Annotated in this window: 16 protein-coding genes; 7 read left to right on the top strand and 9 right to left on the bottom strand. The window is 61.7% G+C overall.

Annotated features, from left to right (window positions below):
- Window position 1 precedes the first annotated feature (1 nt).
- Genes B7Y43_RS12485 through B7Y43_RS12475 form a run of 3 tightly spaced genes read right to left on the bottom strand, consistent with a single transcriptional unit; the run spans window position 2 to window position 2,489 of the window.
- A complete protein-coding gene (locus B7Y43_RS12485) occupies window positions 2-427 on the bottom strand; it encodes a thioesterase family protein (protein WP_374131987.1) in 426 nt (141 codons plus the stop codon).
- Between the two features lie 49 nt (window positions 428-476).
- Window positions 477-1,250, bottom strand: a complete 774-nt coding sequence (locus B7Y43_RS12480; RefSeq protein ID WP_374131986.1) for a sulfite exporter TauE/SafE family protein — start codon at window positions 1,248-1,250, stop codon at window positions 477-479.
- 30 nt (window positions 1,251-1,280) lie between these two features.
- Window positions 1,281-2,489, bottom strand: coding sequence for a pyridoxal phosphate-dependent aminotransferase (locus tag B7Y43_RS12475; protein ID WP_374131985.1), 1,209 nt, complete (start codon window positions 2,487-2,489; stop codon window positions 1,281-1,283).
- Window positions 2,490-2,612: 123 nt separating this feature from the next.
- Between B7Y43_RS12475 and B7Y43_RS12470 the strand changes: the two genes are divergently transcribed.
- From B7Y43_RS12470 to murA, 4 genes are all read left to right on the top strand, one after another.
- A complete protein-coding gene (locus B7Y43_RS12470) occupies window positions 2,613-4,370 on the top strand; it encodes an alpha/beta hydrolase (protein ID WP_374131984.1) in 1,758 nt (585 codons plus the stop codon).
- 123 nt (window positions 4,371-4,493) lie between these two features.
- A complete protein-coding gene (phaP, locus tag B7Y43_RS12465; protein WP_374131983.1) occupies window positions 4,494-5,312 on the top strand; it encodes a phasin family protein in 819 nt (272 codons plus the stop codon).
- Between the two features lie 179 nt (window positions 5,313-5,491).
- Window positions 5,492-5,821: an ATP-dependent Clp protease adaptor ClpS gene (gene clpS, locus B7Y43_RS12460; protein ID WP_374132043.1), complete on the top strand. Its 330-nt coding sequence runs from the start codon at window positions 5,492-5,494 to the stop codon at window positions 5,819-5,821.
- A gap of 99 nt (window positions 5,822-5,920) precedes the next feature.
- Window positions 5,921-7,204 carry a UDP-N-acetylglucosamine 1-carboxyvinyltransferase gene (gene murA, locus B7Y43_RS12455; RefSeq protein ID WP_374131982.1) on the top strand — a complete coding sequence of 428 codons (1,284 nt, stop codon included), beginning with the start codon at window positions 5,921-5,923 and terminating at the stop codon, window positions 7,202-7,204.
- Window positions 7,205-7,227: 23 nt separating this feature from the next.
- Here the strand turns inward: murA and B7Y43_RS12450 are convergent, their stop codons facing one another.
- From B7Y43_RS12450 to rpmF, 5 genes are all read right to left on the bottom strand, one after another.
- The gene (locus B7Y43_RS12450; protein WP_374131981.1) at window positions 7,228-7,572 is read right to left on the bottom strand and encodes a MerR family transcriptional regulator; all 345 of its coding nucleotides are present in this window, start codon (window positions 7,570-7,572) and stop codon (window positions 7,228-7,230) included.
- A gap of 14 nt (window positions 7,573-7,586) precedes the next feature.
- Window positions 7,587-7,886 carry an integration host factor subunit alpha gene (locus tag B7Y43_RS12445; protein ID WP_374131980.1) on the bottom strand — a complete coding sequence of 100 codons (300 nt, stop codon included), beginning with the start codon at window positions 7,884-7,886 and terminating at the stop codon, window positions 7,587-7,589.
- A 93-nt stretch (window positions 7,887-7,979) separates the two neighbouring features.
- The gene (locus B7Y43_RS12440; RefSeq protein ID WP_374131979.1) at window positions 7,980-8,939 is read right to left on the bottom strand and encodes a beta-ketoacyl-ACP synthase III; all 960 of its coding nucleotides are present in this window, start codon (window positions 8,937-8,939) and stop codon (window positions 7,980-7,982) included.
- Window positions 8,936-9,967, bottom strand: coding sequence for a phosphate acyltransferase (gene plsX, locus B7Y43_RS12435; protein WP_374131978.1), 1,032 nt, complete (start codon window positions 9,965-9,967; stop codon window positions 8,936-8,938). The genes B7Y43_RS12440 and plsX overlap by 4 nt, the downstream gene beginning before the upstream one ends.
- Window positions 9,968-9,996: 29 nt before the next feature.
- On the bottom strand, window positions 9,997-10,176 hold the full coding sequence (rpmF, locus tag B7Y43_RS12430) for a bL32 family ribosomal protein (protein WP_374131977.1): 180 nt from the start codon (window positions 10,174-10,176) through the stop codon (window positions 9,997-9,999).
- 159 nt (window positions 10,177-10,335) lie between these two features.
- Between rpmF and B7Y43_RS12425 the strand changes: the two genes are divergently transcribed.
- Window positions 10,336-10,917 (top strand): MAPEG family protein, encoded by a 582-nt coding sequence (locus tag B7Y43_RS12425; RefSeq protein WP_374131976.1) that lies wholly within the window; start codon window positions 10,336-10,338, stop codon window positions 10,915-10,917.
- 17 nt (window positions 10,918-10,934) lie between these two features.
- Here the strand turns inward: B7Y43_RS12425 and B7Y43_RS12420 are convergent, their stop codons facing one another.
- Window positions 10,935-11,603, bottom strand: a complete 669-nt coding sequence (locus B7Y43_RS12420; protein ID WP_374132042.1) for an MBL fold metallo-hydrolase — start codon at window positions 11,601-11,603, stop codon at window positions 10,935-10,937.
- Window positions 11,604-11,721: 118 nt separating this feature from the next.
- Here B7Y43_RS12420 and pabB point away from each other — a divergent pair, with 118 nt between their 5' ends.
- Window positions 11,722-13,518, top strand: a complete 1,797-nt coding sequence (pabB, locus tag B7Y43_RS12415; RefSeq protein WP_374131975.1) for an aminodeoxychorismate synthase component I — start codon at window positions 11,722-11,724, stop codon at window positions 13,516-13,518.
- A gap of 31 nt (window positions 13,519-13,549) precedes the next feature.
- Window positions 13,550-14,749, top strand: a complete 1,200-nt coding sequence (locus B7Y43_RS12410; RefSeq protein WP_374131974.1) for a pyridoxal phosphate-dependent aminotransferase — start codon at window positions 13,550-13,552, stop codon at window positions 14,747-14,749.
- The last annotated feature ends 110 nt before the right edge of the window (window positions 14,750-14,859 follow it).

Below are 14,859 nucleotides of genomic sequence, written 5' to 3'. Positions count from 1 at the left end.
CTTAGCCGCTCACCAGGGCTTCCAGCCGGGTGCGCACTTCTCCCGTGATCGGTTTGGGGCGGCCCGTGGCCAGATCGACATGAACGATCGTCATCAAAATCGTGCAGTGCAACGCCCCCGTCGCTGCATGGCATAGCTCAAAGCGCTGCATCATGCTGGTCCCGCCGATCCGCTCAATGCGGACAAAGGCCTCGATCTCGTCGTTCATCACGAACGGCTTGAAATAATCAATCTCGGTATGGCGGACGTGAAATTCCGCTTCGGTCCATTCGGGGCCTAGGTCTTCCAGTCCCGTACTGGGCCAGAATTCCGACACCGCCACGTCGACATATTCCAGATAGCGCGAGTTATAGACGACGCGCTGAGCATCGACCTCCGCGTAGCGGACCTTGAATCGGGTGGAAAAGCGAAAGCCAGGGCGTGTCATGCCCGGTCGATGAAGGGCCATGGGCGCGGCGTCAATCGCTGCGTGCGGATCAGGCGAGCAGCCGGATACCGACCAGCGCGAGCGTAATCGCCAGGATCGGCACCAGAATATGTTCATGAATGCGTGCCGCGAGCATGCTGCCAAGGATGATCCCGGGAATCGACCCCAGCAGCAGCGAGGCGAGCAGCCACAGATCGACTGAGCCCATCGCCAAATGGCCGATGCCGGCAATCAGCGTCAGGGGCACGGCATGCGCAATATCAGACCCGACCAGCCGCGCGACCGGCACTTTGGGATATAGCACCAGCAGCGCAGTCATCCCCAGCGCGCCCGCCCCGACGGAGGTGAGCGACACCATCACGCCGAGCACCACGCCCAGCACGATCGTGATCTGATCAAGCCGATCCGCATTGGCGCCGACCAGCAGTGGCGACAAGCGCGCCACGATCGTCTTTCTGAAAAAGACCGAAATGGCCGTGGCGATCAACGCGACGCCAAGGGCACCCGTGATCACCTTGCCCATCGCTTCGCCCTGCCAGTTGAACAGCCAGAGGGCCGCCAGCGTCACCAACGCCGCCGGGACGCTGCCGGTCGCGAGACGGCGGACCACCCGCCAGTCGACCGTGCCGTGTCGGCCGTGCACCAATGTGCCAACCGTCTTGGTCGCCGATGCATAAAGCAGATCAGTGCCAACCGCCGTCGCAGGATGGAAGCCGAACAACAGCACCAAGAGCGGCGTCATCAGCGATCCGCCGCCAACCCCGGTCAACCCGACCAGCACCCCGACCAGCGTGCCGGCGAACGAATAGAGCGGATTAATCACTCAGCCATCCGCTCGGCACAGAGGCTGGGGTCAAGCGGAGTCACGCGCGGGCGTGTTGACGCCCATCGATTGGAGATATTTTTTCACGTTGCGCGCTGCCTGGCGCAGTCGCTGTTCGTTCTCGACCATTGCGATCCGCACAAAGCCCTCACCGTTCTCGCCATAGCCCACCCCTGGCGCAACCGCGACCTGCGCGCATGTCAGCAATTGTTTGCTGAACTCAAGGCTACCTAAATGCGCCAATGCCGGCGGCAGCGGCGCCCAGGCAAACATCGATGCGGCAGGCGCAGGAATATCCCACCCTGCCCGACCAAAGCTTTCGACCAGCACGTCGCGGCGCTTATGATAAAGCTCGCGATTCTTTTCGACGATATCCTGCGGCCCGTTCAGCGCGGCGCAGGCAGCAGCCTGAATCGGCGTAAAAGCGCCATAATCGAGATAGGATTTCACGCGCGTCATCGCGGCGATCAGCTTCTTGTTGCCGACGGCAAAGCCGATCCGCCAGCCGGCCATTGAATAGGTCTTGCTCAGGCTGGTGAACTCGATCGCGACGTCCTTGGCGCCCTTCACCTGCAGGATCGACGTGGTTGGCTTGCCGTCAAAATACAGCTCGGAATAGGCAAGGTCGGAAATGATCCAGACCTTGTTCTCGCGCGCCCAGGCGACCAGCCGCTCGTAAAAAGCGATATCGACCGTCTCAGCGGTGGGGTTCGACGGATAATTGACCACCAATATCGACGGACGCGGCACGGTGAAGTTCATCGCCCGCTCAAGTGCTTCCCAATAGCGTTCATCGGGGGTGGTCGGCACGGCGCGGATCGTCGCCCCGGCAATGATGAAGCCAAAGGTGTGGATCGGGTAGCTGGGGTTGGGCGCGAGCACGACATCGCCCGGTGCGGTGATCGCGGTGGCCAGGCTGGCGAGCCCTTCCTTCGATCCCATCGTAACGACAACTTCGCTTTCCGAATCGACCTCGACGCCGAAGCGGCGACCGTAGTAATTCGCCTGCGCCTTGCGCAGCCCGGGAATGCCGCGCGACGCCGAATAGCCATGCGCATCGGGCTTGGCCGCGACTTCGCACAATTTTTCGATGACATGGGCGGGCGGCGGCAGATCGGGATTGCCCATGCCCAGGTCGATAATGTCCTCCCCGGCCGCGCGCGCCTGCGCCCGCATCGCGTTGACTTCAGCGATGACATAAGGGGGCAGGCGTTTGATGCGGTAAAATTCGTCTGACATGGGTGCATTCCATCGGTCGGCGGGGTCGGTACAGCCCGTTCATAGGCGATTTGTCGTGCAGGGTGAATGACGGCGAAGCATGCTTGCGGTAGGCTGCAGCAAATAACAAGAATCGAGGATGCGATGCGCGAGCCCGAGCCGACCGAGACGCCGCTGAGTTCGGCCTTCACGATCCCCAGTCTGGAGGACATGCAGCACTGGACATGGGTGATGGGTCGCGCGCAGCAGATGATGCTGGAGGCGGGGTTGCAGACGATGCAGGAAACCCCGGCCATGCCGATTATCCCCGGCTTCAGCGATCAACGCACCATCGATCGCGCGCGCGATTTCTGGACCGACAGCATGAAGCTGTGGCAGCATTTTTTGGCCCCCGCACTGGCCGATCCGATTGAGGAGTCAGCCGAACACGCGCGCGACAAGCGCTTCAAAGCACCGCAATGGCGTGAAAATCCGGTGTTCGACTGGATCCGCCAAAGCTATTTCCTGGTTTCAGACCATCTCTTGCGCGGGGTGGAGGAAATGGACGGGATCGACCCGCACCAGCGCGAACAGCTGCGCTTTGCCACGCGCGGCTTTGTCGATGCGATGAGCCCAAGCAATTTTCCCGCCACCAATCCGCTCGTGCTCGAAAAGACGCTGGAAACCGGCGGCGAAAATCTGCTTCACGGTTTGCAGCATATGCTCGCCGATATGAGCAAGGGCCAGCTCACCCATACCGATCCCGATGCGTTTGCAGTCGGGCGCAATCTGGCGATGACGCCAGGCAAGGTCGTCAAGCGCACCCCGCTCTATGAACTGATCCAATATTCCCCAACCACGCCCGATGTGCTGGCGGTCCCGCTGGTGATCTTCCCGCCATGGATTAATCGCTTCTACATCCTCGATCTCACGCCTGAGAAAAGCTTCATCAAATGGGCCGTCGATCAGGGGCTGACGGTCTTTGTCGTGTCGTGGAAATCCGCCGACGCCACGATGAAGGATGTGGTGTGGGACGATTATGTCGAGCAGGGCCAGATTGATGCGATCGATACGATTCGCGATCTGCTCGACGTCTCCTCAGTGCATGCGATCGGCTATTGTGTGGCGGGCACGACGCTGGCGGCGACGCTTGCCGTGCTGGCGGCGCGGGGCCAGGCCGACAAGGTCAAATCGGCGACCTTCTTCACCGCGCAGGTCGATTTCGCGCAGGCCGGCGAACTGCTCCATTTCGTTGATGACGAGCAGATGAAACTGATCGAGCAGCTGTCTCCCGATGGCTTTCTTGATGGGCGCTATATGGCGGCGACCTTCAATCTGCTGCGCGGGCGCGATCTGATCTGGAATTATGTCACCAATAATTATCTGCTCGGCCAGGATTATGCGCCGTTCGATCTGCTCCACTGGAATGGCGATACCACCAACCTGCCAACCAAATGGCATTTGAGCTATTTGCGCGATCTCTACCGCGACAATTTGTTGGTCAAACCCGGTGCCCTTTCGATCTCAGGCACCCCGATCGATCTCACCACGGTGATGACGCCGAGCTATATTCAGGCCGGGCGCGAGGACCATATCGCGCCCGCCGAGAGCGTGTGGCAACTGACGCGCCAGCTCCACGGGCCGATCCGATTCGTGCTCGCAGGCTCCGGCCACATCGCCGGCGTCGTCAATCCGCCGGCAGCGGCCAAATATCAATATTGGACCAATTCGGTGCTGGGCGATTCGCTGGTCGACTTTGTCGCCGGTGCCGCTGAGACAAAGGGCAGCTGGTGGCCGGACTGGATCGACTGGATCAGGCAACAGGATGCAGCATCGCTTGCAGCAAAAGGGCCGCGCCTGCCGGGCAAGGGGCGGTTAAAGGCACTGGCGGATGCGCCAGGCAGCTATGTTTGTGAGAAATAAAATCATATTTTTCAATATATTGAACAATTAATCAAATAATATGTTGCGACGCACAAAAAATCCTTGAATCGGGCGAGACACTCGCATATATTGCAGTGCAGCAAACGAGAAGAGGAGGCCCCGATGGCCGACAAAGTCACCAAGGATGTTGCCAAGCCCGCTCCGGTAGCAGCCGACAAGGTTGCCCCCTCGGTCGTCGCCAAGACCAAGCCTGCCCCGGCAGCCAAGGCACCGGCGGCCAAAGTTACGCCGGCCAAAGTATCGGCGCCGGCACCTAAGACTGTTGCGCCGGTTGCTGCGGTCACCGCGCCCAAGCCAGCGCCTGTCAGTGCGCCGGTTGCCGCAGCGCCAACGCCGGTTGCGGAAAAGCCCGCACCCGCTCCTGTTGCCGAGCCCGTTATTGCCCAGGCAATGCCCGTGAAAACCCCAGAAGCCGTCAAGACCGAACCAACGCCGATCGCCGCAACCGCGACGCCGGCACCTCAACCTAAAAAGGAAGTCACCATGGAAAACACCGTCAAGAACACCGCCGAAAAGGCGCAGACCATGTTTGTTGAAATGAACGATCGCGCCAAGGCAGCGCTGGAAAAGACCCAGGGCATGTTTGCCGACATGAACGAATTCAACAAGGGCAATGTCGAAGCACTTGTCGAGTCGTCGAAGATCGCTGCCAAGGGCATCGAGACGATGGGCCAGGATGCCGCTGAATATACCCGCAAGTCGTTCGAAGGCATGACCGCAATCGTCAAGAGCCTGGCCGCCGTCAAGTCGCCGACCGAGTTCATGAAGCTGCAGAGCGATTATGTCCGCACCTCGTTCGACTCGATGGTCGCCGAATCGTCGAAGACCACCGAAACGATGCTGAAGCTCGCCGGTGAGATCGCTCAGCCGATCTCGAACCGCGTTGCGGTTGCTGCTGAGAAGATCAAGATCAGCGCCTAATTGATCCGGCGTTTCGGCGCCGATCCATATGCCAAAGGGGCGGTCGCAGCGATGCGGCCGCCCTTTTGCATGCAAAATCGGGGGAAAAACGGATTAGCATGCGCTTCCCCCTTGCCCTTGGCCGGGCAGGTGCCATATTTTCAGGGCACATGACCATTGGCTTTCACATCCCGCACGCAATGGCGCAGCGACCGCCCGGCGAGGACGACGAGGGCACCGGCCTCGGCGTCGCCACCCGCACGCGTACCCGCACCAAACAGCCGACACCCTATCGGGTGCTGATGCTCAATGATGATTATACCCCGATGGAATTCGTGGTGCTGTGCCTGCAGCGCTTCTTTCGGATGAGCATTGAGGAAGCAACCCGGGTGATGCTGCATGTCCACCAAAAGGGCGTCGGCGTCTGCGGGGTCTTTACTTATGAAGTGGCCGAAACCAAGGTCAGCCAAGTGATGGATTTCGCCCGGCAGAACCAGCACCCGCTGCAATGCACACTCGAAAAGGCCTGAACACGCGAATCGGTTGGCGGCCCGGCAATATCGTTGATTGACAGGCGCGATTCAGTCGCACCCCTTGCGTGCCATCGCTGAGACGATAGAAGCTCGGCAATGGACAGAATCCTTATTCGCGGCGGCAATCGCCTCTCCGGCCGGCTGCCTATTTCGGGCGCCAAGAACGCAGCCCTAACGCTGATGCCTTGCGCGCTGCTGACCGAAGAGCCGCTGACGCTGCGCAACCTGCCGCGACTGGCCGATGTCGATGGGTTCGGCCACCTGCTCAACCAGCTTGGCGTCTCGACGATGGTCGAAGGGTCGCGCCCCGATGAATTCGGTCGGGTGATGACGCTGAAGGCGGGGCGGCTGACCTCGACGGTCGCGCCCTATGATATCGTGCGCAAGATGCGCGCGTCGATCCTGGTGCTCGGGCCCCTGGTTGGGCGCGCGGGCGAGGCGACGGTGTCATTGCCGGGCGGCTGCGCGATCGGCAATCGTCCGATCGATCTTCACTTGAAGGCGATGGAGGCCTTAGGCGCTGAAATCGAATTGGCTGCGGGCTATGTCAAAGCGATGGCACCGGGCGGACGACTGCCGGGCGGCCGCGTGAGTTTCCCTATCGTGTCGGTCGGCGCGACCGAGAATGCGCTGATGGCCGCCGTGCTCGCCAAGGGGCCGTCAGTGATCGAAAACGCCGCGCGCGAGCCGGAGATTGTCGATCTGTGCAACTGTCTGGTGGCGATGGGGGCATCGATCAGCGGCATCGGTACCGAAACGATCGAGATTGAGGGTCGCGACCGGCTGCACGGGGCGACCTACCGTGTGATGCCCGATCGGATCGAAGCGGGCAGCTATGCCTGCGCAGCGGCGATTACCGGCGGTTCGCTCGATCTGGTTGGCGTTGCGGCGGCAGACATGCGCGCGACCACGGCGGCGCTGATCGACGCTGGGGTCACGATTGAAGAACATGCTGATTTCCTGCGCGTCACCGCAACCAATGGCTTGTCCCCGCTCACCTTGTCGACCGCGCCTTTTCCGGGCTTTGCAACCGATATGCAGGCGCAGTTCATGGCGATGCTGTGCATGGCCGATGGCGCCAGCGTGCTGACCGAAACGATTTTCGAAAATCGCTATATGCATGTGCCCGAGCTGGCGCGGATGGGCGCCGATATTCAGGTGCGCGGTCGCACAGCGGTGGTGCGCGGCGTCGACAAGATGATCGGTGCGCCAGTGATGGCAACCGATCTGCGCGCGTCGATGAGCCTGATCCTGGCCGGTCTTGCTGCCGAGGGCGAAACGCAGGTTCAGCGCGTCTATCACCTTGATCGCGGTTATGAGCGGCTTGAGGAAAAGCTTTCCGCGGTTGGTGCCGATATCGAGCGGGTCAGCGACGGCTGACGACGCAGTCGCGCGGCGATCGCTTAACAGCGATCCTGCGCCAGCGCATCGGCCAGCAGCGCACGCACGGCCCGCACCCCTGCCAGCGTTGGTGCAGCCTTACCCGAATCGGGACCCGCCACGGGCTCTGCTGCGAGCAAGCTTTGCACGCCGCGGATGGTATAGCCTTCGTGGTTCAACAACATGTTGATCCGTCGCACCAACGCGACATCTTCGGGCCGATAATACCGCCTTTTGCCGGCGCGCTGGAGCGGCCGCAGCTGCGTAAATCGCGTTTCCCAATAGCGAAGAATATGCCGGGGCAGGCCAATTTCCTGCGACAATTCGCCGATTGTTCGAAATGCCCCGGCCGATTTTTCGAGTGGCATGGCCACCTTGGCCGTCAGCTTGCCTCGACGATGCGTTCGCGCATCATCTGGCTGGCGCGGAAGGTCAACACCCGGCGCGGCGCGATTGGCACTTCAACGCCGGTCTTTGGATTGCGGCCGACGCGCTCGCCCTTATTGCGCAGCACAAAGGTACCAAAGCCCGAAATCTTCACATTTTCCCCAGCGGCGAGCGAATCGCTCATATGATCGAGAATTTGTTCGACCAATTTGGCCGAATCCATCCGCGACAAGCCAACATCGCGGTGCAATGCGTCTGCCAGATCAGCCCGAGTCAACGTACCTGCTTCAGCCATATCAAACTCTCCCCCCAAAATTTGGCTACCCTTGTCAGACACTAACACAAGCGACAAGCTGATCGGAAGAGATTTGTAACCCGTTTGTTACAATCAATATCGGATCAGCGCGGCGCCCCAGGTAAATCCTCCGCCCATCGCCTCGAGCACCAAAAGCGCGCCGCGTTTGATCCGCCCGTCCCGAACCGCGACATCAAGCGCGAGCGGCACCGAAGCGGCCGATGTATTGGCGTGTTGATCGACCGTCATGATCACTTTTTCAGGCGGCAGCCCGAGTTTGCGCGCGGTCGCATCAAGAATACGGGCATTGGCCTGGTGCGGCACCACCCAATCAACATCCTGCGCGGAAAATCCCGATGCGCTCAGCACTTCCTCCATCACCGTCGCCAGATTGACAACGGCGTGGCGAAAGACTTCACGTCCCTTCATCCGCACCTTGCCGACCGTGCCGGTGGTTGACGGCCCGCCATCGACATAGAGCAGCTGATTATGACGGCCATCGGCGTGAAGCCGGCTGTGCAGCACGCCCCGGTCACCCCCCGATTCGCCCTCCAGCACGATTGCCCCGGCGCCGTCGCCGAACAGCACGCATGTCGTCCGATCTTCCCAATCAAGCAGTCGGCTGAAGGTTTCCGCGCCGATCACCAGCGCGCGCCGGGCCGCGCCGGTGCGAATCAGGCTGTCGGCAACATGCAGCGCGTAGAGAAACCCCGAACAGACCGCGGCCACATCAAACGCAACGCAATCATCAATGCCCAGCATCGCCTGGACCTTGGTCGCCGAGGACGGAAACGTCTGATCAGGCGTCGCGGTTGCCAGCACGATCAGATCAATTTCGTTCGCTGTTCGGCCGGCGGCATCAAGCGCCGCGCGACAGGCATCGGCCGCAAGCGTCGCCGTCGTCTCGCCCTCACCCGCGATGTGGCGGAAACGGATCCCGGTGCGCTCAACAATCCATTCGTCAGACGTATCAACGGTTTCAGCGAGTTCGGCATTGGAAACACGGCGCGCCGGCAGGGCGGAACCGGTGCCAGTGATCACTGAGCGAATCATGCCGCCTGATCTTCAACATTGCGCAAATCATCACTGATTCGCCGGGTGAGATCGTCGCGCACCAGCTTGGCCGCCACTTCGATTGCATGCGAAACGCCGGTCGCATTGGCGCCGCCATGGCTTTTGACGACCAGACCGTTCAGCCCCAGAAACACGCCGCCATTATGGTTGTTTGGATCAAGATGATCGCGCAGCAACTGAGTCGCCGGGCGCGAAATCAAAAAGCCGACCTTGGACCGAAACGAACTGCGAAACGCGCGCTTGAGCAGATCGGCGACGAATTTGGCCGTGCCCTCAGCGGTTTTTAGGGCGATATTGCCGGTGAAACCGTCACAGACGATCACGTCGACATTGCCGTGCGAAAGCTGGTTGCCTTCAACAAAGCCCGCAAAATGCAGCGGCAGATGCGTCGCCTTTTTCAGCATCGCGGCGGCATCGCGGATGCTGTCCGTGCCCTTCAAATCCTCAGTGCCAATGTTGAGCAGGGCGACGCGCGGGGCAGCCAGATCAAAGCTGGTGCGCGCATAGGCAGCACCCATAACCGCAAACTGCACCAGATTGCGGGCGTCGCATTCGGTGTTGGCGCCCAGATCGAGCATGACGACATCATTCTCGCCAAGCGTCGGCATCAGCGCGGCGAGCGCCGGCCGGTCAATCCCGGGCAAGGTGCGCAGCGCGACCTTGGCCATCGCCATCAACGCGCCGGTATTGCCAGCGGAAACGGCAACGCTGGCCCGGCCTTGCTTGACCAGATCAATCGCTACCCCCATCGACGTCGTCTTGGCCCGGCGCAGCGCCTGGCTGGGTTTTTCATTGGACGTCACGCTATCGGGCGCGTGGACGATCTCGACCGCGTCGGCGAGAATCGGATGGCTTTTCAGCGCATCGCGAATCGCCGCCTCATCGCCAACCAAAAGGAAGCGCAGCGTCTCAAACCGGTGCCGCGCATCAGCAACGCCGGCAACCATGACCGATAAGCCACCATCGCCACCCATCGCATCGATAGCAATAAGCGCATCGGTTGGCACGTGCTGGATACCCCCGGTCGGTGCTTTGATCAGCCTTCGACCGACATGACTTCACGGCCGTTATAATGGCCGCAAGAAGAACACAGGGTGTGCGGGCGCTTCAATTCGCCGCAATTCGGGCATTCCTGATAGGCTTCGACAGCCAGCGAATCGTGGCTGCGGCGCATGCCGCGCTTTGACGGTGAAGTCTTTCTTTTGGGGACGGCCATTTCGGCACCTTAGCTATGAATTACGAACAAAGGCGATAAACCGGGCCACTGGAACACACAACCAACAGCCAATCGGCCGCAGAAGCCACCAGCGGCCAGACGCATCGCGAAGCGTCGCGCTATAGCGGATTCGGCGCGCCTTGCAAGCGCAGCGACTCCATGGGCTGCCGCATGAGCCGCAAGCCCATCGCCGCCGCATCGTTGGCGCCGTTGGCGTCGCTCACTTGCTCCCGCCGCCTTACCCTGCCAAGCCGATTCGCAGAAGCGATCGCCCATGATCGCCTGGCCGGGGGGAAATTCATGTCATCTGCGCTGCCCATCACGCTGATTGCCGCTGGCGGGGCGGCGTTGATCAATTTCTGGCTATCGATGCGCACCGGCAATGCCCGCCGCGCGGCCAAGGTCAGCATCGGTGATGGCGGCGATCCCGCGCTGATCGGGCGGATGCGCGCCCAGGCGAATTTTATCGAATATACCCCGATCGTCCTCATCCTGATCGGCGCGATCGAACTGAGCCAGGGTAGCTCGACCTGGCTTTGGGCGGTTACTGGCATTTATCTGCTTGGCCGGGTTGGCCATGCGCTGGGCATGGATGGCATGCCGGTTGGCCGCTTTGCCGGGACGATCACGTCGCTGCTGACGATGCTGGGGCTGGGCATTTATGCGCTGATCATCCCCTTCACCGCGCCCAACCCGCCGGTCACATTGGTGCCGGTGACCGTCCAGCAACCCGCCGGCTGATCCGCGCCCGCTCGGGCTTACCCCGCCATCGCCATATCGCTGACAAACGGGTTGTGGCGGCGTTCATGGGCAAAATTGCTCATCGGGCCGTGCCCGGGGACAAAGGCGGTGTCGTCGCCTAGGGGCCATAGCTTGGTGGTGATCGCGTCGAGCAGATCCTGGTGATTGCCCATTGGAAAATCGGTGCGGCCGATTGATCCCTGGAACAACACATCGCCAACCAGCGCCAGCTTGGATGCCGGGTGATGGAAGACGACATGGCCGGGCGTGTGGCCGGGGCAATGATAGACATCAAGCACCAGGTCCCCCACGGTCACCTGATCACCGTCGATCAGCCAACGATCCGGTTCGAACACTGCGCCGGCAATGCCGTAACTGCGCCCATCCTCATCTAGCCGCGCTATCCAGAAGCGATCCGCTTCATGCGGCCCCTCGATCGCTACGCCCAATTCCTTGGCCAGCGTTCCCGCTTCACCGCAATGATCGATATGGCCATGGGTCAGGATGATTTTTTCGATCGTTACCCCGTGCTGCGTCATCGCCGCCTTCAGCTTGGGCAGATCGCCGCCGGGATCGACAAAGGCCCCGCGCATCGTCTTGGTACACCACAGCAATGTGCAATTCTGCTGGAGCGGGGTGACGGGCACGATCGCGGCGCGCAGGGGCGGGGTGGCTGCATGGGTCATCGCCCAGCAAATATGCCCCACGCGCGCGCCACACAAGCGCCAGCCGACCGCAGCGGGCTGGCCAATGTAACCATAGGCTTGCCCCGCCTTGCCGGGCGATGCATTTGGCAGGGAGCCGATGCCCGATTTCGCCACCCCCTTTGTCTTGCTTGATGATGCCCGCGCGGGCGGCGCACCCGCGCGCCTTTATCAATCGCCGACACAGGTTCTGGAAACATCTGACATCGCCGGGGTCATCCCGATCCTCGAATCGATTCGCGCGGCAACTGCCAGCGGCCAGCACGCCGCCGGCTTTATCGGCTATGAGGCAGCCGCCGCGTTTGAGCCCGTTCTGGGCGAGCCGCAGGGGCGGATCGGCCCGCTTCTCTGGTTCGGCCTGTTTGACGGCTTTACCGAAATCCCCGGCGACGCCGTTGCTGCAGGACTGCCTGATCCCGCCGGGGCCTGGATTGCGCCGCCCCGCCCGCACCATGATCGCGCCGCCTATGATGCCAAGCTGGACAAGGTGCTCGCCCTGATTGCAGCAGGCGATCTCTACCAGGCGAACCTCACCTTCCCCTGGACCGTCGCGTTCGAAGGCAATCCGCTGGCCGTCTATGCGCAGCTGCGCGCGCGATCGGGCGCTGGATATGGCGCAGTCGTCCATACCGGCGAAGATCTGCTGCTCTCGCTCTCGCCCGAGATGTTCTTCGCGCTCGACAATGGCAAATTGCGCTGTCAGCCGATGAAGGGGACCGCGCGTCGCGGCGACACGCTCGCTGAGGATCAGGCGATCATCACGGCGCTTGTCAACGACCCCAAACAGCGCGCCGAAAATCTGATGATCGTCGATCTGATGCGCAATGATCTGTCGCGCGTCGCGGTGCCGGGCAGCGTGGCGGTGCCGTCCTTGTTCGCGGTCGAGACCTATCCGACGATTCATCACATGATCTCTACCGTCACCGCCGATCTCGCGCCGGATAAGGATGCGATCGATGTCATGGCCGCGCTGTTCCCCTGCGGCTCGATCACGGGCGCGCCCAAGATTCGCGCGATGCAGGCGATTGCCGACATCGAAGCAACACCGCGCGGCCCCTATACCGGCGCGATCGGGCGGTTTGATGCCGCTGGTGCATCGGGGCCAGGCGACGCAATGTTCAACGTCGCGATCCGTACCCTGCTGATCCAAGGGAACGACAAGCAGGCACTGTTCGGCGCGGGCGGCGGGATAGTCGCCGATTCGCGCGCCGAAGAGGAATGGGACGAGGCGCGCGCCAAAGGGGCGTTCGTCAGCCGGGACCAGCCCGGTTTTGACCTTATCGAAACAATGGCCTTCCACCCGCAAACCGGAATCGCGCTGCTCGATCGCCATCTCACCCGGATGAAGGCCAGCGCTGACCGGTTCGGCTTTGCCTTTGATCGCCACGCCGCGCGCAACGAGCTGCAAGCCGCCACCTTTCGGCTGGATGTCTCGAGCCGGGTACGGCTGCTGCTCGCCGCCAGCGGAGCAATAGCCATCGAATCGGCCGCGATGCCGCCGGTGCCCGAAACCCCCGTGCCCGTCGCGATCATGCCACTGCCGGTCGATCCAGGCGATTTCCGGCTGCGCCACAAAACCAGTGACCGTCGCTTTTACGACACCGCCCGGATCGCGTCGGGCCAGTTTGAGGTGGTGTTTGTCGGCCCCGACGGTCTGCTGACCGAGGGGAGCTTCACGACGATTTTCGTGCCTAAAGATGAGCGACTTGTAACCCCCTCACTGCTGGGGAGCGGCCTGTTACCGGGCGTGCTGCGCGCCGACCTGATCGCGCGCGGCACGGCGATTGAGGGCACACTGACCCCGGCCGATCTCGCCGCGCCGTTTTTCATCGGCAATGCCCTGCGCGGGCTTATCCCAGCCGTGCTGGTTGCACCGCCGCAAAAGCCGGGGCTATAGCCCGCTCGTTCCCCAGCAAAGGCGAAACGACATGCATCCCTCAGCCGCCCTCGACCGGATCAAGCCATCGCCGACGCTTGCCATCACCAGCCGAGTATTCGAGCTGAAGGCGCAAGGGATCGACGTAATCGGCCTGGGCGCGGGCGAACCCGATTTCGACACCCCCGATTTCGTCAAGGAAGCCGCAATCAAGGCGATTCGCGACGGCAAAACCAAATATACCAATGTCGACGGCACGCCTGAGCTAAAGGCCGCGATTGTCGCCAAGTTCAGCCGCGACAATGGGCTCGACTATGCGACCAACCAGATCACCGTGAATGTCGGCGGCAAGCACACCTTGTTCAACGCGATGGTCGCGACGCTTGATGCGGGCGATGAAGTCATCGTCCCGGCCCCTTATTGGGTAAGCTATCCCGATGTCGTGCTGTTTACCGGCGGCGTGCCGGTAATCGTGCCGGCTGGTGCCGATCAGCACTATAAGATCAGCCCCGCCCAGCTTGAGGCAGCAATCACCCCCAAAACCAAATGGCTGATCCTCAATTCACCGTCGAACCCGACGGGCGCTGCCTATAGCGCAACCGAGCTTCGCGCGCTGGGCGAGGTGCTGATCCGCCACCCGCATGTCTGGGTGCTGGCGGACGATATGTACGAACATATCCTGTATGACGATTTCGAATTCGCGACGATCGCCCAGGTCTGCCCCGAACTCTATGATCGCACGCTGACGATGAATGGCTGTTCCAAGGCCTATGCGATGACGGGTTGGCGGATCGGCTATGCCGGCGGCCCGGCCTGGCTGATCAAGGCGATGGGCAAGCTGCAATCGCAATCGACCTCAAACCCCTGCTCGATCGCCCAAGCCGCCGCCGTCGCCGCCCTAAACGGCGACCAGAGTTTCCTGCGGGAGCGCAACGCGGCCTTCCAGGCGCGCCGCGATCTGGTGGTGTCGATGCTCAACCAGACCAACGGCATGACCTGCCCCCGGCCCGAGGGTGCCTTTTATGTCTATCCCGAATTTTCGGCGCTGATCGGCAAGCGCACGCCCAAGGGTGTGGTGATCGACAATGACGAGACGATGGTCGCCTATCTGCTCGATGAAGCCCGGGTTGCCGCGGTGCAGGGCGCGGCCTTTGGCCTCTCGCCCGCGATGCGGATCAGCTACGCCACATCGGAAAATTTGCTCCGCGAAGCCTGCGAACGTATCCAAACCGCCTGTGCCGCCGTATCTTGACCGGATTGGCTAGCGTTTGTTCCCAGCTTCTGTTCATCGCCCCCAAGATAATCTTGGGGTTGTTTGGATAGCGATCGCGCCGATCTGAAGGACATGCCGCGCGCGTTCCC

This window comes from Sphingomonas sp. 28-62-20, assembly GCF_002281505.1.
Note: the sequence above shows the minus strand (reverse complement) of the source record. Positions and strands in the feature narration are given on the sequence as shown.

Excerpts from the sequence above, each read along its gene's own strand:
- B7Y43_RS12470 (WP_374131984.1), top strand. The coding sequence starts at position 2,613 with ATGCGCGAGCCCGAGCCGACCGAGACGCCGCTGAGTTCGGCCTTCACG.
- murA (WP_374131982.1), top strand. The coding sequence starts at position 5,921 with ATGGACAGAATCCTTATTCGCGGCGGCAATCGCCTCTCCGGCCGGCTG.
- B7Y43_RS12410 (WP_374131974.1), top strand. The coding sequence starts at position 13,550 with ATGCATCCCTCAGCCGCCCTCGACCGGATCAAGCCATCGCCGACGCTT.
- B7Y43_RS12485 (WP_374131987.1), bottom strand. The coding sequence starts at position 427 with ATGACACGCCCTGGCTTTCGCTTTTCCACCCGATTCAAGGTCCGCTAC.
- pabB (WP_374131975.1), top strand. The coding sequence starts at position 11,722 with ATGCCCGATTTCGCCACCCCCTTTGTCTTGCTTGATGATGCCCGCGCG.
- rpmF (WP_374131977.1), bottom strand. The coding sequence starts at position 10,176 with ATGGCCGTCCCCAAAAGAAAGACTTCACCGTCAAAGCGCGGCATGCGC.
- B7Y43_RS12445 (WP_374131980.1), bottom strand. The coding sequence starts at position 7,886 with ATGGCTGAAGCAGGTACGTTGACTCGGGCTGATCTGGCAGACGCATTG.
- B7Y43_RS12425 (WP_374131976.1), top strand. The coding sequence starts at position 10,336 with ATGGGCTGCCGCATGAGCCGCAAGCCCATCGCCGCCGCATCGTTGGCG.
- B7Y43_RS12475 (WP_374131985.1), bottom strand. The coding sequence starts at position 2,489 with ATGTCAGACGAATTTTACCGCATCAAACGCCTGCCCCCTTATGTCATC.
- B7Y43_RS12440 (WP_374131979.1), bottom strand. The coding sequence starts at position 8,939 with ATGATTCGCTCAGTGATCACTGGCACCGGTTCCGCCCTGCCGGCGCGC.
- B7Y43_RS12420 (WP_374132042.1), bottom strand. The coding sequence starts at position 11,603 with ATGACCCATGCAGCCACCCCGCCCCTGCGCGCCGCGATCGTGCCCGTC.
- B7Y43_RS12450 (WP_374131981.1), bottom strand. The coding sequence starts at position 7,572 with ATGCCACTCGAAAAATCGGCCGGGGCATTTCGAACAATCGGCGAATTG.
- clpS (WP_374132043.1), top strand. The coding sequence starts at position 5,492 with ATGGCGCAGCGACCGCCCGGCGAGGACGACGAGGGCACCGGCCTCGGC.
- phaP (WP_374131983.1), top strand. The coding sequence starts at position 4,494 with ATGGCCGACAAAGTCACCAAGGATGTTGCCAAGCCCGCTCCGGTAGCA.